Source organism: Streptomyces sp. NPDC017225, assembly GCF_044331465.1.
Classification (GTDB): domain Bacteria; phylum Actinomycetota; class Actinomycetes; order Streptomycetales; family Streptomycetaceae; genus Streptomyces.
The window spans coordinates 366,879-387,000 of record NZ_JBIRNE010000004.1 but is presented as its reverse complement, the minus strand read 5'-3'; the positions used below and the strand labels follow the sequence as shown (position 1 = coordinate 387,000).

At 69.1% G+C, this 20,122-nt stretch carries 15 protein-coding genes and 2 tRNA genes; 8 read left to right on the top strand and 9 right to left on the bottom strand.

Annotated elements, in window-relative coordinates:
- Positions 1–35: 35 nt before the first annotated feature.
- Together ACH4NX_RS12435 and ACH4NX_RS12430 are read right to left on the bottom strand one after the other, a co-directional pair.
- Positions 36–2,501: a S8 family peptidase gene (locus tag ACH4NX_RS12435; RefSeq protein ID WP_398128887.1), complete on the bottom strand. Its 2,466-nt coding sequence runs from the start codon at positions 2,499–2,501 to the stop codon at positions 36–38.
- A 157-nt stretch (positions 2,502–2,658) separates the two neighbouring features.
- Positions 2,659–3,639 (bottom strand): AAA family ATPase, encoded by a 981-nt coding sequence (locus ACH4NX_RS12430; protein ID WP_398128869.1) that lies wholly within the window; start codon positions 3,637–3,639, stop codon positions 2,659–2,661.
- A gap of 656 nt (positions 3,640–4,295) precedes the next feature.
- Here ACH4NX_RS12430 and ACH4NX_RS12425 point away from each other — a divergent pair.
- The 4 genes from ACH4NX_RS12425 to ACH4NX_RS12410 all read left to right on the top strand — a co-directional run bounded on the left by ACH4NX_RS12425 (position 4,296) and on the right by ACH4NX_RS12410 (position 7,969).
- Entirely contained in the window at positions 4,296–5,018 is a 723-nt protein-coding gene (locus ACH4NX_RS12425; RefSeq protein ID WP_351390536.1) for a M50 family metallopeptidase, read from the top strand.
- A 137-nt stretch (positions 5,019–5,155) separates the two neighbouring features.
- Positions 5,156–6,472: a 3-phosphoshikimate 1-carboxyvinyltransferase gene (aroA, locus tag ACH4NX_RS12420; RefSeq protein WP_398128870.1), complete on the top strand. Its 1,317-nt coding sequence runs from the start codon at positions 5,156–5,158 to the stop codon at positions 6,470–6,472.
- A gap of 12 nt (positions 6,473–6,484) precedes the next feature.
- On the top strand, positions 6,485–7,498 hold the full coding sequence (gene rsgA, locus ACH4NX_RS12415; RefSeq protein ID WP_351390541.1) for a ribosome small subunit-dependent GTPase A: 1,014 nt from the start codon (positions 6,485–6,487) through the stop codon (positions 7,496–7,498).
- A 147-nt stretch (positions 7,499–7,645) separates the two neighbouring features.
- Positions 7,646–7,969: a multidrug efflux SMR transporter gene (locus ACH4NX_RS12410; protein ID WP_279559871.1), complete on the top strand. Its 324-nt coding sequence runs from the start codon at positions 7,646–7,648 to the stop codon at positions 7,967–7,969.
- Positions 7,970–8,137: 168 nt separating this feature from the next.
- Here ACH4NX_RS12410 and ACH4NX_RS12405 read toward each other — a convergent pair whose 3' ends face one another.
- Positions 8,138–8,746, bottom strand: coding sequence for a TetR/AcrR family transcriptional regulator (locus tag ACH4NX_RS12405; RefSeq protein WP_398128871.1), 609 nt, complete (start codon positions 8,744–8,746; stop codon positions 8,138–8,140).
- Positions 8,747–9,028: 282 nt separating this feature from the next.
- Between ACH4NX_RS12405 and hisN the strand changes: the two genes are divergently transcribed.
- Together hisN and ACH4NX_RS12395 are read left to right on the top strand one after the other, a co-directional pair.
- The gene (hisN, locus tag ACH4NX_RS12400) at positions 9,029–9,829 is read left to right on the top strand and encodes a histidinol-phosphatase (protein ID WP_398128872.1); all 801 of its coding nucleotides are present in this window, start codon (positions 9,029–9,031) and stop codon (positions 9,827–9,829) included.
- 144 nt (positions 9,830–9,973) lie between these two features.
- Positions 9,974–10,381 carry a CBS domain-containing protein gene (locus tag ACH4NX_RS12395; RefSeq protein WP_351390550.1) on the top strand — a complete coding sequence of 136 codons (408 nt, stop codon included), beginning with the start codon at positions 9,974–9,976 and terminating at the stop codon, positions 10,379–10,381.
- A gap of 216 nt (positions 10,382–10,597) precedes the next feature.
- Here the strand turns inward: ACH4NX_RS12395 and ACH4NX_RS12390 are convergent, their stop codons facing one another.
- Positions 10,598–12,049: a catalase gene (locus ACH4NX_RS12390; protein ID WP_351390553.1), complete on the bottom strand. Its 1,452-nt coding sequence runs from the start codon at positions 12,047–12,049 to the stop codon at positions 10,598–10,600.
- 144 nt (positions 12,050–12,193) lie between these two features.
- On the opposite strand from ACH4NX_RS12390, the gene ACH4NX_RS12385 reads away from it, so the two are divergent.
- Positions 12,194–12,610, top strand: coding sequence for a Fur family transcriptional regulator (locus tag ACH4NX_RS12385; RefSeq protein WP_279559876.1), 417 nt, complete (start codon positions 12,194–12,196; stop codon positions 12,608–12,610).
- 126 nt (positions 12,611–12,736) lie between these two features.
- On the opposite strand, the gene ACH4NX_RS12380 is transcribed toward ACH4NX_RS12385, so the two are convergent.
- The 4 genes from ACH4NX_RS12380 to ACH4NX_RS12365 all read right to left on the bottom strand — a co-directional run bounded on the left by ACH4NX_RS12380 (position 12,737) and on the right by ACH4NX_RS12365 (position 18,251).
- Positions 12,737–12,810, bottom strand: a tRNA-Met gene (locus tag ACH4NX_RS12380).
- 230 nt (positions 12,811–13,040) lie between these two features.
- Positions 13,041–14,867 (bottom strand): tetratricopeptide repeat protein, encoded by a 1,827-nt coding sequence (locus ACH4NX_RS12375; RefSeq protein WP_398128873.1) that lies wholly within the window; start codon positions 14,865–14,867, stop codon positions 13,041–13,043.
- 232 nt (positions 14,868–15,099) lie between these two features.
- Positions 15,100–15,173 (bottom strand) — tRNA-Met (locus ACH4NX_RS12370).
- Positions 15,174–15,248: 75 nt separating this feature from the next.
- Positions 15,249–18,251 (bottom strand): UPF0182 family protein, encoded by a 3,003-nt coding sequence (locus ACH4NX_RS12365; RefSeq protein ID WP_351390723.1) that lies wholly within the window; start codon positions 18,249–18,251, stop codon positions 15,249–15,251.
- 164 nt (positions 18,252–18,415) lie between these two features.
- On the opposite strand from ACH4NX_RS12365, the gene ACH4NX_RS12360 reads away from it, so the two are divergent.
- Complete coding sequence (locus ACH4NX_RS12360) at positions 18,416–18,958, top strand: PPA1309 family protein (protein WP_351390559.1); 543 nt, start codon at positions 18,416–18,418, stop codon at positions 18,956–18,958.
- A gap of 51 nt (positions 18,959–19,009) precedes the next feature.
- On the opposite strand, the gene ACH4NX_RS12355 is transcribed toward ACH4NX_RS12360, so the two are convergent.
- Positions 19,010–20,104 (bottom strand): PDZ domain-containing protein, encoded by a 1,095-nt coding sequence (locus ACH4NX_RS12355; protein ID WP_351390561.1) that lies wholly within the window; start codon positions 20,102–20,104, stop codon positions 19,010–19,012.
- Positions 20,105–20,122: the final 18 nt, after the last annotated feature.

The window sequence follows — 20,122 nt, the reverse complement described above, 5'->3', positions numbered from 1 at the left end:
CCTACTGTGGCCGGGCAGGCACGTCGCTAATGGGGTCAAAACAGATGCATGTCGAGCGGCACGGTGTTCTCTGCTCTGTTGCTGATCTCGGCCGGGACGGGGATACCGAGTTGGACCGCAGTGGGCGTATAGAGGTCTGCAGTCAGATCGGGAGTCTTCAGAGAGACGAAGAGCGCATAAGGAACAGCCCGACCGACACGGTCTCGGCTGTTGTTGTACTTCCACCACCCGCCCGCAGGGAAGACGGCCAGGACGCCGCAGTCGGCGAGTTCGCGGGCGGTGCCTCGCCAGATGTCGGCATGCAAGGAGCCCCGGTCTCGGTTGGTGCGACCGATGAGCCAGTCTTTGTCCGTGTCGAAGGGGCGGCTCGCGGTCCGGGCGTCATCCTCCGCTTGCGCATTCTCGGCGACCCGAGCTTCGAACGCGGTGACGCTCTCGTTGGGCCCCTTGAGAGCAAACCGCAGCCGGTGCGAGGGATAGGTGTACTGACCAAGCATGCCTCGGCGGCCAGGGTTGGGTTCGACAAAGTACGAAAGGGTGACACGCAACTGGACCTCGGTGGCATCGAGGTCGAGCAACTGTTCACGGGGCCATGGAAGTTCGTGGAGCTTGAGTTCGCCGAGGCGTACGGTCTTGGCCTCACGGCGGAACGGGATCAGTTGCTCCTGGATGATCATTGTGACCGCGCTAGCGGTGCTGGAGAGAACCCGGTCCTCAGCGGGGACGCCCCATCCGTATCGTCGCAACAGAGTGCGGGCGAGTTGCTGAGCTCCGATCTTGCGGCGGCCGTTTCGGTTGTAGACGCCTTCCAACATGGCCTCGGTCCATTCGGCCTCGTGGACGAGCAGACCGCGGACCGCCTCGGAACGCAGTTTGGGGTAACGAGCGTGCGCAAGCGCCGCCAGACGCGCAGCCTGGGCAGTCGCCGGACTGGTGGCGCGCATCGTGGTGAAGTGACGGCCGAGATGGGTGCGGTCGGTGGTGGTCAGGGCCACTGTGTCGGGTTCGTCGATCTGGATCCGATCTGAGTCGACAAGAAAGTTTCCTCCTTCCATCACGATGTCCGGCTTGATCGGGGCCGCGTCGGGGAACAGCACCGAAGTGCGGCTGTACGGCGACAGCAGACCACGGGCGGCCACAGCTTGATATCCCGCGTAGTCGCTGCTGGTGGGCACGCGATCGAGTTCCGTGTGCGCACCGACCGTCAGAATGTTCCACGCCTGTGCGGGGTCCTCGATGCGTGAGGTATCGCACAGGTTGAGGTGGTTCAGGGTGCCGTCGGCTTCGACGAGGTCGGCCACCGTGTGGTCCCGGACGTTTCCTGCGGAAACGATGATGAGTCTGGCGACGTCGGGGTCTGGCGATCCGGTCAGGTCGAGCCTGTCTTCAGTGACGACGATGTCGGTGCCGACGGCGAGCGCGTCCAGGGAGGCAGACCACAGAGTCGCTTTGCCGTCCGTGCCGTTCACGCCATTGCCGGATTCGACGGTTACGGCCATGCCGAAGACGCGGGTGCGCGGCTGCTCAGGTGCGGCGGTCTCGGCCGTTGCGATGGCGACGGCCGTGACCTCACCGTGGGGGCGAGGCTGGGCATTACGGCGTCGGGGTAGGATCTTGACGGATTCCACATGGTGATCCATGTACAGCGGATGGCAAGATGCGAGCGCTTCGTCAAGAGCGCTACCGAACAGGGCAAGACCGGCCATCTGCGTGCCGTGCCCAGCGTTATCTTCCGGCCCTTCTCCCGTGATCACGCTGTGGGCCCCGGCAATGCAAGCTCGCAATAGCTTGTGTTCTTGGTCGATTCCGGTGTCGAGCAAGGTGACCGCCGGCGCGCTGGGAATGGCAGGGCGGAGTCGTTCCGCGAGGTCATCGGCAAAGTTGCGGTGCAGTTCGCGGATGTCCCGGCTGTGGAATTCCTCAACGAAACTGGGCCTGCGGATCTCGGACGGGCAGGCGTTGGTACGCAGGACCCTGGCAAGCTCGTGAGCGGTTGTGCTGATCTGGGCTACGCGGAAACGGCCGATGTCGACGGTGCGCGGCAGCATCTGCCAGCCGTGGGCGTCGGCGAGGCTGCGCAGGGTCTGGATCTGGTCGGCGTCGGTGACCGTGGTGTCGAGCCACAGTTCCCACCAAGCGGTGGTCTCGGAGGCGGGGAGGGACTCCTTTTCTTCCTGCCACAGGCTTTCTATGGTGGCCTGCTCGATCTGCTCGATATTGGCGACGAGGGTGTTGTTCTTAGGTTTGCCGCCCCTGGTGTCTTCGGTAAATGAATCGATCTTTTTCAGCAGGGCAGGGACCGCGCCGTCGGGGACCCACACGACCGCGTCCTGGGGCTGGCCGTCGGCGGCGGGGTGGACGGTCAGCAGCGACAGCCCGGAACTGTCGAGAGATTCAAGTTTGAGTTCGTGGTCTGCGGCGGCCTCGATGCGAACGGCGAATCCATCGGCCAGCAGGCTGGGATCCACGGAGATATCTGCGGCATGAGCCGCCTCGCGCACTGCAGACAATTCTCCAGTCAAGCGCTCGACGTGAGCAGCGCGGCTGCCAGACCGGTCTGCGACAGCTTTTGCGCTGCCACCGCCTGTAGGGGCTTTGGGGGTGAGAGCCCGCGCAGGCCAGGGGACTATCAGGTGGGCAGCGCGGTGGGCGGAACCCTCAGGCATGACGCAGGGAGTGCCTTTCTTCCAAGGCGTCTCTCAAGTGGCCTGCATCGATCACGTCGCTCCCCCCGAGAATCGCCCGTTTGGCGGCCGACTCTGCCGCCTTGACCAATTCCGCGTGACTCAGTCGCTCGGTCTGAGCGATGAGATCAGGCCACGTTACAGCAGAGGTGTCCATCGCGGAAAGTCTTCTTTGGAGGATTTCCATCGCCTGGTTGGCCGAAGGCGCGCTGTACAGAACGGCCAGGTCGAAGCGGCGGAACAGAGCACTGTCCAGCAACTGCCGGTGGTTGGTTGCCGCCACCACCACCGACTCGGCCGGAGCTTGGTCGAGGAAGAGCAGGAAGGAGTTGAGGATCCTGCGAGCTTCCCCGATGTCGTTGCCACTGGTGCGATCCGCTCCAAGAGCATCGAACTCGTCAAAGAGGTAGACGGCCCTTGTCTCCGCCGCAGTGTCGAAGATCAACCGGAGCTTGGATGCAGTCTCACCCATGAATCGGCTGATCAGACCGTCCAAGCGGATCGTGAACAACGGCAGCCCCAGCTCCCTGGCGAGCGCCCCGGCCGTCATGCTCTTGCCCGTCCCGGGCGGACCGGACAGCAGCAGACGATGAACCGGCGTGAATCCGAATCGCTCCAGTCGGCCTCGCTGCCTCTGTTCGTGCAGGACTTTCTCCAGCAACGCCCGAGTCTCATCCGAGAGTGTCATCTCGTCGAGACGGATGTCGGGATAGTCAGCAGTGAGGAGGCTCGCGAGTTCGCCGCGCGGCTGCACCACGGGGGTGGGAGCCACACTGCGGGTGATCTTCTGAGTCCGAGAGGCGTCGATCAATTCCCGAAGCTCGCCGGCTAGCCGCGTATGACCCTGCCGAGCGGACTTCGCCGCTACCTGCAAGGCGATGCTGTAGAAGCGGTCGTCATCGGCCGCAGCATGTGCCGCCAGCAGCGCCTTGAGATGGTCGGCGCTCGCCGTCATCGTCCACGCCTCCTTCAGCGACTGATCCTGCGAACCTAGTGGGGGCCTCTGACATTGCCGAAGCCCGTGCCTTGCCCCAAAGAGCGCGCATCATCGTAGTCGTCCCATCATGCCCGGCCTACCACATCGAACGGCCGCCGGCAGGCGGGCAGCACGGGTGCGCCAGTGAGGCGGTCTACGGAGTCAAGCAGCACCTCATCGACCGCCTAGCAAACTCCTCCAACGCCGATGCCTGACAGCACAGTGCCGAGTCGTTCGCCGACGCCTGCAGGACGGATTCCACCAGGCTCTCATGGAGATCGTGTCCTTCGTGTAGAAGCGCGTCGAGCTGCCTAAAAGGGACTGACATCAGTACCAGCCCAGCACGGGACGGGTTCCCTGGGGTGATCACAGGTGTCTACAGGTCAGCACGCAGTCAGCACGGGTAAGGCAAGAGCCCCGGATCGCTCCGGGGCTGCAACGCTGTGACCTGCATGTTTGCTGTCAGGAACGATCCCTGTTACGTCGGCGTCTCAGATACCGTCCGCACATACGTGCCACACTGCCAGGCCCGCCCGCCTCCCGACCACCACCCCTCACCTCTCACCTCTCACCTCTCAGTGAGGCGCTGCGCGCCCCACCCGTCAGTCCGCACCCACGAGGAGCCCGCACCGGACATGGACCACCTCGCAACGGCCTCGCTCACCTCCCTCTGGGACGAGGTCTCCGGCACCCAGCCCGATCCCGACCTGTGGGTGGTGATCGCGACCCTGGTCGCCGCGCTCGCCGTCGTCGTGCCGCGCGGTCCGTGGCGGATGGCGCGCAACGCCATCACCATCGCGCACGAGGGCGGCCACGGACTCGTGGCACTGGCCACCGGGCGCACGCTGACCGGCATCACCCTGCACTCCGACACCAGCGGTCTGACCGTCAGCCGCGGCAAGCCGCACGGCCTCGGGATGATCCTCACCGCGGTCTCCGGCTACACCGCTCCCCCGCTGCTCGGCCTCGGCGGCGCCGCGCTGCTGGCCTCGGGACGCATCACCCTGTTGCTGTGGCTGGCGACGGCGCTGCTGGTCGCTCTGCTGGTGATGGTCCGCAACGCGTACGGGGTGCTGACGGTGGTGCTCACCGGGGCCACGTTCGTCCTGGTGTCCTGGCTGGCCGGACCACAGGTGCAGGCGGCGTTCGCGTACGCGGTGGTGTGGTTCCTGCTGCTCGGCGGGGTGCGTCCGGCGTTCGAGCTGCAGGCCAAACGGGCGCGGGGCGGGGCCGGCGACTCGGACGCGGACCAGCTGGCCCGGCTGACCCACGCGCCGGCCGGGGTGTGGTTCTTCCTCTTCCACGCGGTGTCCCTGTGCTCGCTGATCGGCGGGGGGCGCTGGCTGCTGGAGCTGTGAACCCGGGGGTGACCCTGGGGACGCCCTCTCCCTGCGCTCCGCATATATGCACGGCAATTGCACTGTCGCGCTTTCGGTCAGGTTTCGCCGCTTTTGATCAAGATCTCCGGCGGTCCTCAGCCATTAAAGTGGGGCCCATGACCGTGAACCCCGCGCACACCGCCCTCTGGCCCGCCCCGCACGCGAGCGGAGCCGTCGACGCGACCGTCCACGTGCCCGGATCCAAGTCGGTCACCAACCGCGCCCTGGTGCTGGCCGCCCTCGCCTCCGAGCCCGGCTGGCTACGCCGCCCGCTGCGCTCCCGCGACACCCTTCTGATGGCCGGCGCGCTGCGCGCGATGGGTGTCGAGATCGAGGAGGGCGTCGGCCCGGACGGCACCGGCGAGTTCTGGCGCGTCATCCCGGCCGGCCTGCGCGGCCCGGCCACGGTCGACGTGGGCAACGCCGGCACGGTCATGCGCTTCCTGCCGCCGGTCGCCACACTCGCCGACGGCGCCGTCCGCTTCGACGGCGACCCGCGCGCGTACGAGCGCCCCCTGCACGGAGTGATCGACGCGCTGCGTGCCCTCGGCGCCCGCATCGACGACGACGGGCGCGGCGCGCTGCCGTTGACCGTGCAGGGCGGCGGCGCCCTGGAGGGCGGCCCGGTCGAGATCGACGCGTCGTCGTCCTCCCAGTTCGTCAGCGCCCTGCTGCTGTCCGGGCCGCGTTTCAACCAGGGTGTCGAGGTCCGCCACACCGGCTCCGCGCTGCCGTCGATGCCGCACATCCGCATGACCGTCGACATGCTGCGCTCGGTCGGCGCCCAGGTCGACACCCCGGAGTCCGGCGGCGAGCCGAACGTCTGGCGGGTCACGCCGGGCGCGCTGCTCGGCCGGGACCTGACGGTCGAGCCGGACCTGTCCAACGCCCAGCCGTTCCTGGCGGCGGCGCTGGTGACCGGCGGCAAGGTCGTGGTCCCCGACTGGCCGTCCCGCACCACCCAGCCCGGCGACCGGCTCCGCGAGATCTTCACCGAGATGGGCGGTTCCTGCGAACTGACCGACTACGGCCTCGTCTTCACCGGATCGGGTGCCGTGCACGGCATCGACGTCGACCTGAGCGAGGTCGGCGAGCTCACTCCCGGCATCGCGGCCGTCGCCGCCCTCGCGGACTCCCCCTCGACCCTGCGCGGGGTGGCGCATCTGCGCCTGCACGAGACGGACCGCCTGGCCGCGCTCACCAAGGAGATCAACGAACTCGGCGGCGACGTCACCGAGACCGCCGACGGACTGCACATCCGCCCGCGCCGCCTGCACGGCGGGATCTTCCACACCTACGAGGACCACCGCATGGCCACCGCCGGCGCGGTCATCGGCCTCGCGGTGGAGGGGGTGCGGATCGAGAACGTGGCGACCACGGCCAAGACCCTGCCCGACTTCCCCGACCTGTGGGCCGGGACGCTCGGGGCATAGGGGCGGTTCACCATGCGTCGCTACGGCAAGCACACCGACGAGGACGACATCCGTTCCCGCCCCAACCGCAAGGGCAACCGGCCGCGCACCCACATCCGGCCCAAGCACGAGGACGCCGCCGACGGCCTGGTCCTGACCGTGGACCGCGGCCGGCTGACCTGTCTCGTCGAGGACCGGATCGTCATGGCGATGAAGGCCCGCGAACTGGGCCGCAAGGCGGCGGTCGTCGGCGACCGGGTGGCGCTGGTCGGTGACCTGACCGGCAAGAAGGACACGCTCGCGCGGATCGTGCGCATCGGGGAGCGCACCTCGCTCCTGCGCCGTACGGCGGACGACGACGACCCCTACGAGCGCGTGGTCGTCGCCAACGCCGACCAGCTCGCCATCGTCACCGCCCTCGCCGACCCCGAGCCACGCCCGCGTCTGATCGACCGCTGCCTGGTCGCGGCGTTCGACGGCGGCCTCACCCCGCTGCTGGTGATGACCAAGTCGGACCTCGCGCCGCCCGACGAACTGCTCGAGCTGTACGGCGCGTTGGACATCCCGTACGTCGTGACCAGCCGCGAGGAGCTGGAGAACGGCGCGGCGGCCGACCTCGTGCGTGAGCACCTGGACGGCAGGATCACGGCCTTCGTCGGCCACTCCGGCGTCGGCAAGACGACCCTCGTCAACACCCTGGTGCCCGAGGACCGCCGCCGCGTGACGGGCCACGTCAACGCGGTGACGGGACGTGGCCGGCACACGACGACCTCGGCCCTCGCCCTGCCGCTGTCCTCGGAGGAGGGCGGCTGGGTCGTCGACACTCCGGGCGTACGGTCGTTCGGGCTGGCGCACATCGATCCGTCCCGGGTGATCAACGCCTTCCCCGACCTGGTGCCCGGCACGGAGGGCTGCCCCCGCGCGTGCAGTCACGACGAGCCCGACTGCGCGCTGGACGCGTGGGTCGCCGAGGGACACGCCGACCCCGCCCGGCTGTACTCGCTGCGCCGGCTGCTGTCGACGCGGGAAGCGAAGGAAGGCGACTGACCTCCGCGTTGTTTGCCGTGCCGTGGTACCGGTAAGTGCATAATCGCACCAAGCCGGATCCAAGCCTGAGCAAAGCCGGACGAAGTACCCAGTGAAGAAGACCAGGCGACGCGGCGGTCACGGCACGGGACTACGGGAGGACAACACATGGCGTGGCTGCTGGTCATAGTGGCCGGGGTGCTCGAAACCGGCTTCGCCGTCTGCCTGAAGCTGTCGCACGGGTTCACCCGGCTCTGGCCCACCATCGCCTTCTGCGCCTTCGCGCTGGGCAGTTTCGGCCTGCTGACCATGGCCCTGAAGAAGCTCGACGTCGGTCCCGCGTACGCGGTGTGGACCGGCATCGGCGCGGCGGGTACCGCCATCTACGGCATGGTGTTCCTCGGCGACCTGGTCTCGACCCTGAAGATCGTCTCGATCAGCTTCGTCATCATCGGTGTGATCGGGCTGCAACTGTCGGGCTCGGCGCACTGAGGCGGTCGACGCGCTCGCCGTGTTCCGACGGGTGCGCGTCTTCGACGGGTGCGCGTCTTCGACGGGTGCGCGGCTTCGACGGGTGCACGGCTTCGACGGGTGCACGGCTTCGACGGGTGCACGTGTTCGCCGCGTCCGAGGTGCTCGACGTGTTCGCCGCTTCCACCGCTACGCCGTCAACCGGCGCGGCAGGGCGGTGCGTACGAGTTCCGCCACCCCGCCCTCGGCGGGCGGCGCCGCGACGCAGGACAGGGCGAGACGCACCGCCAGTTCGCAGGAGCGGGCCAGCTCGGTGACGTCCGGGAGCGGATCCGAGACCTTCAGGACGGCCACGGCACGGTCGCGGACGAGGGCGACGAGGTCGCCGGGCGAGGGCAGCGGACCGTCGGCGCGGCGCTGGGCCGGCACGGCCGAGGAGGACGGCACCGCCGCCAGGGCCGGTGAAGGCAGGCGTTCGCTCCAGCAGCCGGTGAGCACGGCCCGCACCAGCGCGTTCTGGCGGGCGGCGGACGCGGTCCACTCGGCGGTCGCGGCGAGGCGTTCGCGGAAGTCGCCGGGGCCGTCGGCGAGCGCACGCTCCACGCCGGCCAGGTACCCGTCCGCCTCCCTGCGGACGAGCGCCCGGGCGAGGCCCTCCTTGCTCCCGAACTCGTTGTACAGCGTCTGCCGGGAGACCCCGGCCGCCGCCGCCACGTCCACCATCCGCACAGCGGACCACGGCCGACGCGTCAACGCCGTACAGGCGGCGTCGAGCAGGGACTCCCGGGCTGCGGGCACCAGCGCCTCCCTCGGGCCGGGCGACTTGGTGCCCAGATTTGACGGGTATGGGGGCACTGTCAAGAGCCCTCGCGCACGCCATCGCGGACGCGGGCGGTCGGCACGGCGGCGCCCCGCCACGCCGGTCCGCGGCGCCACCTCCGCCCGGCACCGACAGACCCGCGCACCGCATCAACACCGGTCCCCACGCCCGCCCGTCACCGCCCTCCGCCCCCGGCAACGCGCTCCGGTCCGTCAAACCCCTGGTAGCCCCGCCCCGTCTCCGGCAGATACCGTGACGACATGCCCGACTACCTTGACGACCTCCGCCTCGCCCACGTCCTCGCGGACGCCGCCGACGCCGCGACGATGGAACGCTTCAAGGCCCTCGACCTGAAGGTCGAGACCAAGCCGGACATGACCCCGGTGAGCGAGGCGGACAAGGCCGCCGAGGAACTCATCCGCGGCCACCTCTCGCGCGCCCGCCCCCGAGACGCGGTCCTCGGGGAGGAGTACGGCGTCGAGGGCACCGGCCCCCGCCGCTGGATCATCGACCCGATCGACGGCACCAAGAACTACGTGCGGGGCGTCCCCGTCTGGGCGACCCTCATCGCCCTCACCGAGGCGGGCGAGGGCGGCTACCATCCCGTCGTCGGCCTCGTATCCGCCCCAGCCCTCGGCCGCCGCTGGTGGGCGGTGAAGGACCACGGCGCCTTCACCGGCCGCAGCCTGACCTCGGCGTCCCGGCTGCGCGTCTCCCAGGTCTCGGAGCTCTCCGACGCCTCCTTCGCGTACTCCTCGCTCCAGGGCTGGGAGGCACAGGGCCGGCTCGACGGCTTCCTCGACCTGACCCGCGAGGTGTGGCGCACGCGCGGGTACGGCGACTTCTGGCCGTACATGATGGTCGCCGAGGGCTCGGTCGACATCTGCGCCGAACCGGAGCTCTCCCTCTGGGACATGGCCGCCAACGCGATCATCGTCACGGAGGCCGGCGGCACCTTCACCGGCCTCGACGGCCGCCCCGGCCCGAACAGCGGCAACGCGGCCGCGTCGAACGGCCGGCTCCACGACGAGCTCCTCGGGTACCTCAACCAGCGTTACTGAGCGCCTTCCTGACGCCCCCGCACTTGCTCCTTGCGCGCCCCTTGTTGACCCGCGCTTTGCCTGCCACTCTGGGAGTCCCCCACTTGTGAACTTGTGAATCCGTGAACCAGCTCATGGATTCACCGGCAGGAGGTGGCTCCACCCATGCTCGTCCGCGAAGCCATGAGCACGGTCGTCCTCACCATCGGCCCCGCCCACACCCTCCGCCAGGCCGCCGCCCTGATGTCCGCGCGCCGTGTCGGCGCGGCCGTGGTGTACGACCCCGACGCCGGCGGCATCGGCATCCTCACCGAACGCGACGTCCTGGTCTCCGTAGGCCTGGGCCAGGACCCGGACACCGAACGCGCCCACGCCCACACCACCACCGACGTCGTGTTCGCCACGCCGTCCTGGACCGTGGAGGAGGCGGCCCGGGCCATGGTGCACGGCGGTTTCCGCCACCTCATCGTCCTCGACCGCGGCGAGGCCGCGGGCATCGTCTCGGTCCGCGACATCATCCGCTGCTGGGCACCGGAGCGGTCCCGGCACGAGGCACCGGCGGTGACCGCCTGACGACATCCCGCCCGGCGGCACATCCTGTGTGAAACACCCGGCGACACGCCCCGCGACACGGTCCACGGCGCTCCCCGTGACACACCTGGCGACCACACCTGGCGACCACACCTGGCGACCACACCTGGCGACACTTCCGCCGACACGACGAACGGGCCGGACCCCCGTCCCCGGGGATCCGGCCCGCCGCTACGACAAGCGGTCCAGTGCTGGACGTCAGCCGCGCAGGGCCTGGACCGCGGCCTCCAGCCGCTTGCCGAAGTCGCCGTCGGCCTGACGGAAGTTGTTGATCGCGCGCTCGATGATGTCGTCGCGCGACACGTCGGAGAGGGCGCCGGCCAGGTTGTTGATCAGCCGCTCCTTCTCCTCGTCCGTCATGAGCCGGTAGAGGTTGCCCGCCTGGACGAAGTCGTTGTCCTCGGCGTGCGACGGGGTCGCGGTCTCGCCGGTGACACCCGAGACCGCGGACGGCTGCCACAGGGGCTTGTCCGTCTGGAACGGGCCGCCGAAGCTGTTCGGCTCGTAGTTCTTCGCACCCTTGTGGCGGCCGTCGTACAGGTAGCCGTCACGGGAGTTGGTGCGCGCCTCGGTGGCGTGCGGACGGTTCACCGGCAGGTGGTCGGCGTTGATGCCGACGCGGTAGCGGTGGGCGTCGCCGTAGCCGAACAGGCGACCCTGGAGCATCTTGTCCGGGGACGGGCCGATGCCGGGCACGAAGTGCGCCGGGGAGAAGATCGACTGCTCGACCTCGGCGAAGACGTTCTCCGGGTTGCGGTTGAGCTCCAGCTTGCCGAACTCGATGACCGGGTAGTCCGCGTGCGGCCACACCTTGGTCAGGTCGAACGGGTTGAAGCGGTACTTCGCGGCCTCGGCGACGGGCATGATCTGCACGCCGACGGTCCAGGACGGGAAGTCGCCGCGCTCGATGGCCTGACGAAGGTCACGCTGGTGGGAGTCGGGGTCCTCACCGGCGAGCTTGTCGGCCTCGGCCTGCGTGAGGCACTTGATGCCCTGGTCGGTCTTGAAGTGGTACTTGACCCAGAAGGCCTCGCCGGCCTCGTTGTTCCACTGGAAGGTGTGCGAGCCGAAGCCGTCCATGTGGCGGTACGACGCCGGAATGCCGCGGTCACCGAACAGCCAGGTCACCTGGTGCGTCGACTCCGGAGACAGGCCCCAGAAGTCCCAGACGTTGTCCATCTCCGTCGAACCCGTGTAGGGGTCGCGCTTCTGGGTGTGGATGAAGTCCGGGAACTTGATGGCGTCCCGGATGAAGAACACCGGGGTGTTGTTGCCGACGAGGTCGTAGTTGCCCTCTTCGGTGTAGAACTTCAGCGCGAAGCCGCGCGGGTCACGGACTGCGTCCGCCGCACCCAGGTTGCCGGCCACGGTCGAGAAGCGGAGGAAGGTCTCCGTCTCCTTGCCGACCTCGGACAGGAACTTCGCCCGGGTGTACTTGGTGACATCGGCGGTAACCGTGAAGGTGCCGTAGGCGCCGGCGCCTCGGGCGTGCACGACACGCTCCGGAATGCGCTCACGGTTGAAGTGGGCCAGCTTCTCCAGCAGAAGCTGGTCCTGCACGAGCACGGGGCCGCCGACGCCCGCGGTCTCACTGTTCTGGTTGTCGGCTACCGGAGCCCCGGCCTCCGTAGTGAGCGGTCCCTGAGTCACGTACGCCTCCTGCGCCAATCCTGCAAAACCTGTCCCTTGGCTAATGCCACTACCGATCCTACAATGGACAATGTCTAAGTCAAGTAAGACTCCAAAGTCACACACGTTCGGGACCTGGTCCCCCTTGCTGTTAGGCTGGTCTGTATGAGTGACCTACTGGAACGGCTGCGTGGACGCGGCTGGCGCATGACCGCCCAGCGGCGCGTCGTGGCCGAGGTCCTCGACGGCGAACACGTCCACCTGACGGCCGACGAGGTGCACGCCAGGGCCGTGGGCAAGCTCCCCGAGATCTCCCGGGCGACCGTCTACAACACCCTGGGCGAGCTGGTCTCACTCGGTGAGGTCCTGGAAGTCGCGACGGACAAGCGTGCCAAGCGGTACGACCCGAACGCGCACCAGCCGCACCACCACCTGGTCTGCGCCCAGTGCGGCGCGATCCGCGACGTCCACCCCGTCGGCAACCCGCTGGCGGACCTTCCCGACTCGGAGCGCTTCGGCTTCTCCGTCTCGGACGTCGAAGTGACGTACCGCGGCACCTGCCCGAACTGCGCGGCGGCGTAAGCCTCCCCCTAGCACGCACGAGAGCCCCGGCACCGACAGGCGCCGGGGCTCTTCGCGTGGGCGAGAGCGTGGGTGTCAACGCACCGAGGGCCGGAACCCTTTCGGATTCCGGCCCTCGGCCTTCAGTAGCGGGGACAGGATTTGAACCTGCGACCTCTGGGTTATGAGCCCAGCGAGCTACCGAGCTGCTCCACCCCGCGTCGATGAATGGAACATTACGTCAGCCCCACGACCAGAAGCAAATCGCTTCCACCACAACGGCGTGCGGGCAGTCCCGCCGCGACGCCACCGCCGCTGCGGGCAGTCGTGCCGCCGGTGCGGCACGGGTGGGCGCGGCGGCACCCGGGCGGCGCCGGACCACGCGACCCACCCCGCCCAGCAGAAACGCCGGCGCCGTCCAAGGCACCCCGGCCCAGGGCGGCGGCACGCGTCACGCCGACAGCTCCTGCCGCAACGCGTCCCGCAACCGGGCCGCCCGCTCCCCGACCTCCGTCGGCCCCAGCGTCACCGCCCGGTCGGCCCACCGCTGCCCCTCGGCCAGCTCCCCCCGCCGCGCACAGACCAGCGCCAGCCGCAGCGCCGCCCGTCCGTGCCCGGCGTCGGCCGCCCTGCGCCACCACACGACGGCCTCCGGCTCGCTCCCCTCCCTGGCGAGCAACAGCCCCAGGTTGAACGCGCCGTTGCGGGACCCGGCCTCGGCCGCCTCCCGGTACCACCGCGCCGCCTCCACCACGTCGCCCCGCGCGGCGGCCAGCATCCCGACCCTCACCTGGGCCCGCCGGTGCCCCTGGGAGGCCGCCCGCTCGTACCACTCCTCGCACTCGGACTTCTCCTGCGCCGTCTCGCCCAGTTCGTGCGCGGGCTCGGGCGGCCGGCGCGCGTCGAGCACCGTCGCCAGGCGGTAGGCGGCCTCCGCGCTGCCGCCCCCCGCCGCGCACCGCAGGAACCGCTCGGCCTCGCGCTCGTCCCCGTCGCGCAGGCGCGCCATCCCGACCTGCAACGCCGCCTCGGTGTGCCCGGCGGCGGCGGCCCCCTCGTACCAGCGCAGCGCCGCCCGGTCCTCGCCCCGCCCGGCGTGCAGGATCCCGAGGTTGAACGCGGCGTCGACGCTGCCCGCCTCGGCGGCCTTGGAGAACCACGGCTCGGCGCCCGTCTCGTCCCCGCCGCGCAGCAGCAGGATGGCCAGCGCGTTGGAGGCCTCCCGGTGCCCGGCGTACGCGGCCCGCCGGTACCACTGCTCGGCCTGCGTGGTGCGACCCTGCTCGGCGCAGAGCAGCGCGAGGTTGTACGCCCCGTTGTCGTCCCCGGCATCCATCGCGGCCCGGTACCAGCGCTCGGCGGTCTGGGTCTCGCCGCGCTCGGCGTGCAGCGCGCCCAGCGCGTTGGCCGCGTTGCCGTCACCGTCCTGCGCGGCGCGCAGCCACCACACGGCCGCGCTCTCCGTGTCCCCGGCGTCGCGCAGCAGGAAGCCGAGTGCGCAGGCCGCGCGGGCCTCGCCGTCCTTGGCGGACGTGAGGTACCAGCGGCCGGCCTCCTTCAGCTCGCCCCGCCTCTCCAGGATCGTCCCGAGGTGCAGTGCGGCCCGCCGGTGGCCGCGCGCGGCGGCCTGCCGGTACCACTGCTCGGCCTCGTCGGCCGCGGGGGGCGCCGCGCGGCCACCGCCGTCACGGTCGGGCCCGGCACCCCGGTCCAGCGTCCGTGCCAGCCGGTACGCGGCCTCCCGGTGCCCTCGCTCGGCCGCCGCCCGCATCCACCGCTCGGCCCCGGCGCCGTCGCCGCGGTGCTCCAGCAGGTCGGCGAGCGCGTAGGCGCCCAGCACATGGCCCTGCTCCGCGGACTGGCACAGCCAGTACTCGGCGGCGGGCTCGTCCCCGCGCTCGCGGAAGTGCCGTCCCAGGGCGTGGGCGGCCGCCGCGGACCCGGCGACGGCGGCGATCCGCCACCATCCGGCGGCGTCGTCGGCGTATCCGCGCTGGTGCAGCAGGACGCCCAGGTTGTTGGCGGCGGCCCGGTCGCCGGCCGCGGTCGCGGCACGCAGGTGGGACTCGGCCCCGTCGAAGTCGCCGCGACGCAGCAGCATCGCACCGAGGACGCTCATCGCCTCGACGTCACCGGCGTCGGCGGCGAGTCGCCGGCGCACCTCCTCGGCGGCCTCGTCGGCGGCTTCCTGGGCCTCGTCCGCGCTCTCCTCCTGACCGGACAGCTGGGCAAAACGCCCTGTCCCGAACAGATTTACCATGTCCCCCATAACGTCCATCGTCGCACCACCTGCAACCTGGGTACATCCGGTATACCGCAGCCAGTGAGGTCACTTCAGCGTTTTGTCGACATGCCCACAGGGAGACAAGTCAAACACAGATCTCCCCAACTCCCCCTGGCGGCGCGGCCGTAGCCTCACCGGCACATGCGTTCGCACATCACAAAGGCCCGGATTCCAAAAGGAATCCGGGCCTTTGTTGTCGTTCGCACGAAGCTCACGACTTATTCAGTAGCGGGGACAGGATTTGAACCTGCGACCTCTGGGTTATGAGCCCAGCGAGCTACCGAGCTGCTCCACCCCGCGCCGTTGTGTTCACAACCCTAGCACGGCGCGGGATGGGCTTTGACCAGCTCGAACGCCCGGCTCGAAGCAGCGGTGTCAGCCGCTGTCCGAGCCTCCACCGGAGTCTCCGGTCGGGGTGGGACTCGGACTGGACTCGCCGTCCCCGGCCTTCTCCCCGGCCTGGTCCCCGGTCTTGCCGTCGCCGTTCTTACCGCCGGCGCCTTCGTCGGCCTTGGCCTGCGCGTCCTCGGCGCGCCGCAGGGCCTCCTCCAGGTCCTTCTGGGCCTTCGCGTACGCGGCCAGGTCCTTCTGCTCCAGGGCCTTCTGGCCTGCGTCGAAGGCCTCCTGCGCATCGCCCAGCGCTTCCCGCACCGTCGGGTTGGTGGACGTCGGTGGCGGCTCGGTCGTGTCCTCGCCCTCGTCCGTTGGTGGCTCGGTCGTGCCTTCCTCCGTCGCCTCCCCGAAGACCTTGGCGAGGGCCTCGTCGAGCGTGTTCTCGAATGCGGTGGCACCTCCGTAGCTGACCAGCACCTTGCGCAGCAGCGGGTACTTGAGGTCGCCACCGCGCACGTAGACCGGCTCCACGTACAGCAGTCCGCCGTCCAACGGCACCGTCAGCAGGTTGCCGTACTCGACCTCCGAGTCGCCGCCTCTCAGCAGCCTGATGGTCTCGGCGATGTCCTGCTCGGAGTTCAACTGGCTCTGGACCTGTTTCGGTCCGTTGACGGTCGTACTCGTGGGCAGTTTCAGGATTCTGATCTTGCCGTAGCCCTCTGTCCCCGCCTCGGCGTCGACCGCCATGAACGCGCTGAGGTTGTCACGTCCGTTGGGTGTGAACGTCGTCGTGAGCGAGAACGCCTGCTTGTCCTGGTCGGGCATCTTCATGCTCAGGTAGTACGGCGGTACCGCGTCGCCCGACTTGTTAGTCGGGTCGTCCGGCACCTGCCACACCTCGCTGCCGCTGAGGAACGTGTTGGCGTCCTTCACGTGGTAACGCGTGAGCAGCTCGCGCTGGACCTTGAACAGATCCTGCGGATAGCGCAGATGCGCCATCAGCTCGTCGGAGATCTCGCCCTTGTCCTGCACCGTGTCCGGGAACGCCTTCATCCAGGTCTTCAGGACCGGATCCTTGGTGTCCCACTGGTAGAGCTTCACGTCACCGCTGTACGCGTCGACGGTCGCCTTCACGGAGTTGCGGATGTAGTTGACCTGGTTCTGCTGGGCCACCACCGCGCGCTGGTCGTTGGCCGCGGTCAGGGAGTCGGCCGTCGTGTCGCCCAGCGTCGTACGGGAGGCGTACGGATAGCCGTTCGTCGTCGTGTACGCGTCGACGATCCACTGGATACGGCCGTCCACCACCGCCGGGTAGGCGTCGCCGTCGATGGTCAGCCACGGGGCGACGGCCTCGAGGCGTTCCTTGGGCGTGCGGTTGTACAGGATCCGCGAGCCCTCACCGATCGCGCCGGAGTAGAGGATCTGCGGCTCGCCGAACGCGGCCGCGTACGCCGCCCGGTTGACCGGGTTGGACAGGTCGACCCCGCCGTCACCCTTGTAGCTGAACGTCTTCTCCCCGGTGTCGTCGGAGTAGTCGATCTCCTTCTGGGGACCGCCGACGATCGAGTACGTGGTGGTCTTCTCGCCGTAGTAGATCCGCTGCTCGTACTCGCCGAGGTCGCCCTCGGACGGCAGGTTGGACTCGGTGAAGACCGGGCGGCCCTCGGAGTCGACCTCGGTGCCCTTGGCCGCGACCACGCCGTAGCCGTGGGTGTAGCGGAAGTGGTTGTTGATCCAGTTCTTCTTCGGGATGCCGGCCAGGTTCAGCTCGCGCAGACCGATGACCGTGTCCTGGTCCTTGCCGTCCTTGGCGTAGCGGTCGACGTCCAGGTTGTTCGGGAACGCGTAGTAGTTCCGCATCTGCTGGAGCTGCTGGAACGTGGGCGAGATGACGTTCGGGTCCATGATCCGGATGGAGGCCGCGGCGTCCACGTCGTCACGGAGCTTGGTCTTGTCCTTGGTCTCGCTCACGCCCGGGTACTCGGTGACCTGGGTGCCCTCGATGCCGTAGGCCTCGCGCGTCGCCTTGAGGTTCTTCTGGACGTACGGCGCCTCCTTGGCCTGCTCGTTCGGCTGGACCTGGAACTTCTGGACCAGCGCCGGGTACAGGCCGCCGATGAGGATCGCGGAGAGCACCATCAGGCCGAAGCCGATCACGGGCAGCTGCCAGGTGCGACGCCACAGGGTGGCGAAGAACAGCAGCGCGCAGATGACGGCGATGCAGAAGAGGATCGTCTTGGCCGGCAGGTAGGCGTTGGCGTCGACGTACCTCAGACCCGTCCAGCTGTCGGTCGCCTTGAAGTCGCTGGACTTCACCGCCAGCCCGTACCGGTCGAGCCAGTAGGCGACCGCCTTGAGGGCGACGAAGATGCCGATGAGCACCGACAGGTGCCCGGTGGCCGCGGCCGTGGCGCGCGCGCCCGGGCTGGTGACGCGGAGTCCGCCGTACAGGTAGTGGGTGAGCGCGGCGGCGATCACGGAGATGACCGCGGCGGCGAAGCCGAAGCCCAGCAGGAACCGGTACCAGGGCAGGTCGAAGGCGTAGAAGGCGACGTCCAGCTTGAACTGGGGGTCCTTCTGCCCGAAGGGCACGCCGTTGACCCACATCAGCCAGGTCCGCCACTGACCGGACGCCGAGGCGCCCGCGATCAGACCGACCAGGGCGGTGATACCGAGCAGCAGCCACTTCTTGTACGGGGCGATGCCCATCCGGTACCGGTCGAGGTTCTGCTGCTCCATCGACATGGCGCTCAGCGGCGGCCGCAGCCGGTGGGCCAGCCAGATGTTGAACCCGACCGCGAGCGCCATCAGCAGACCGAAGACGAAGAAAAGACCGATCTTGGTCCACAGGGTCGTCGTGAACACCGACGAGTAGTGGACCGACCGATACCACAACCAGTCCGTCCAGAATCCCGCGAACATGGTGAACGCCATGGCGAGCACGGCGAGGACACCGAGTGTCATCAGCAGGGTTCGGACACGCCGGGACGGGCGGCCCACTCTGATCCGCGGCCCCGTCGGGGGGCCTCCGCCGCGGTCCGGCATCTGGAAAGCCAAGGTGCGCACCTCGAAGTTCGCTGTTGATCCGTCAGGCCCTCGGGTTCGTGGGCCCCCCGTGCGCCCCCGTGATCGTGGGCCCACACCTATGCAACTTACTCATCGTTTACTCGGTTCCCGATTCGGGCTACCAACGAGGCAGGATTGTGACCATGTCCAACACCCCCATGGCAGCGAACCCCCTCACCCAGGCCGTACTCGAGATCGACGAGTACGTCTCCGGCCTCGGCTGGGACCAGCCCGCACGCCTCTTCGCACTTGTCGACACCGCACGTCTGAGGGCCGATCAGCCCTCGCTCGCGGACCGGCTCGGTCTGCGGGACGAGTCGGAGAGCTCCGGCCTGACCCCGATCGAGCAGGACGAGATTCCAACGGACCAGCCGCTCGACGAGTTCCTGGGCACCATCGCCTGGCCGGACGCGGTGGTCGGCTGCGCCCTCGCCGTGGAGCGCCTGATGCTGCCGCCGTCCGCCGAGGCCCAGGTCCCCGAGGGCCTGAACGAGACGAAGCTGGCGCAGTGGGTGGCGGAGCACCCCGAGCGCCAGGAGGTCCGCATGACGGTCGCGGTCCTGCGCGACGGCGCCCGCGACTCGGCCCTGCGGCTGCGGGAGAAGGACGCCGCCACGGAGGTCCTCACCGGCTCCGACCTGGTGCCGGGACTGGCCCAGGCGCTGACGGCGACCTTCGAGGAGTAGCTCCGCGGGCGCCGATGGCGCCAAGCGGTTGCCCGGTCCGTCACCGGGTCGTCATCCGGTCGTGCACTTCGGCACGTCCGAGGTCCTGCCCGAGCGGATGTCCTCCAGTGCGCCGAGGGCGTCGTCGATGGTGTCCACCTTCACGAGGGTGAGCCCGTCGGGGATGTCCTCGGCGGCGGCCGCGCAGTTGTCGGCGGGCGTCAGAAAGTACTGGGCGCCCTTCTCGCGTGCGCCGATGGTCTTCATCCCGATGCCGCCGATCGGGCCGACCTTGCCGTTGTCGTCGATCGTTCCGGTGCCGGCGACGAACTTGCCGCCGGTCAGGTCACCGGGCGTGAGCTTGTCGTAGATGCCCAGGGCGAACATCAGACCGGCGCTCGGGCCGCCGACGTCGGCCAGCTTGATGTCGATGGAGAACGGGAACGTGTGGTCGGTTCCCGCGGAGATCCCGACGACGGCACGCTTGTCACCGGCGTCGTCGGAGGTCCCGGTGGTGATCGTGACGTCCTGGGTTTTGGTGGGCGTCCGGCCCTCCTTCTCCGCGGCGGCCTGCTCCTTGGCGGGCACGATCGTGAAGACGACGTCCTGTCCGGGCTTGTGCTCGGTCACCAGCTCGGCGACGTCCGCGGGCTTCTTGACGGTCTTGCCGTCCACCGCTTTGATCACGTCTCCGGCGTGCAGCCTGCCCTCGGACGGCGAGTCCTTGACTACCGTGGAGACGACCACCCAGGACTTCACCGGGATGTCGAGTGCCTTGAGGGCGGCGACCTTGGCGCTCTCCTGGGACTGGCTGAACTCCTCGGCGTTCTCCTGGGTGGCCTCTTCCTCGGTCTTGCCGTCCGGGTAGAGGGTCTCGTGCGGCACCACGCGGTTGTCGTGCGCCAGCCAGCCGTAGACGGCCTCCACGAGGTTCATCTTGTACTCGGCGCTGGTGACCCGGACGGTGGTCATGTTCAGATGGCCGCTCGCCTCGTAGGTCTCGCGCCCGTCGATCCGCAGCACCGGCTCGCCGTCGTGATCGCCAAGGGTGTTCACCGTCGGCCCCGGGGACATCTCCGCGTACGGCACGGGGATGAACACACCCGCGCACAGGAGCGCGATCAGCATCAGGGTGGAGGCGAGCATCGTCGCGGTGCGGCGTGGCATGGCACGACAGTACGGGAC

What these genes read in the sequence shown, in the direction of transcription:
- ACH4NX_RS12425 (WP_351390536.1), top strand. Translation starts at nt 4,296, where the DNA reads ATGGACCACCTCGCAACGGCCTCGCTCACCTCCCTCTGGGACGAGGTC.
- ACH4NX_RS12410 (WP_279559871.1), top strand. Translation starts at nt 7,646, where the DNA reads ATGGCGTGGCTGCTGGTCATAGTGGCCGGGGTGCTCGAAACCGGCTTC.
- ACH4NX_RS12430 (WP_398128869.1), bottom strand. Translation starts at nt 3,639, where the DNA reads ATGACGGCGAGCGCCGACCATCTCAAGGCGCTGCTGGCGGCACATGCT.
- ACH4NX_RS12355 (WP_351390561.1), bottom strand. Translation starts at nt 20,104, where the DNA reads ATGCCACGCCGCACCGCGACGATGCTCGCCTCCACCCTGATGCTGATC.
- ACH4NX_RS12375 (WP_398128873.1), bottom strand. Translation starts at nt 14,867, where the DNA reads ATGGACGTTATGGGGGACATGGTAAATCTGTTCGGGACAGGGCGTTTT.
- hisN (WP_398128872.1), top strand. Translation starts at nt 9,029, where the DNA reads ATGCCCGACTACCTTGACGACCTCCGCCTCGCCCACGTCCTCGCGGAC.
- aroA (WP_398128870.1), top strand. Translation starts at nt 5,156, where the DNA reads ATGACCGTGAACCCCGCGCACACCGCCCTCTGGCCCGCCCCGCACGCG.
- ACH4NX_RS12395 (WP_351390550.1), top strand. Translation starts at nt 9,974, where the DNA reads ATGCTCGTCCGCGAAGCCATGAGCACGGTCGTCCTCACCATCGGCCCC.
- ACH4NX_RS12385 (WP_279559876.1), top strand. Translation starts at nt 12,194, where the DNA reads ATGAGTGACCTACTGGAACGGCTGCGTGGACGCGGCTGGCGCATGACC.
- ACH4NX_RS12360 (WP_351390559.1), top strand. Translation starts at nt 18,416, where the DNA reads ATGTCCAACACCCCCATGGCAGCGAACCCCCTCACCCAGGCCGTACTC.
- rsgA (WP_351390541.1), top strand. Translation starts at nt 6,485, where the DNA reads ATGCGTCGCTACGGCAAGCACACCGACGAGGACGACATCCGTTCCCGC.
- ACH4NX_RS12365 (WP_351390723.1), bottom strand. Translation starts at nt 18,251, where the DNA reads ATGCCGGACCGCGGCGGAGGCCCCCCGACGGGGCCGCGGATCAGAGTG.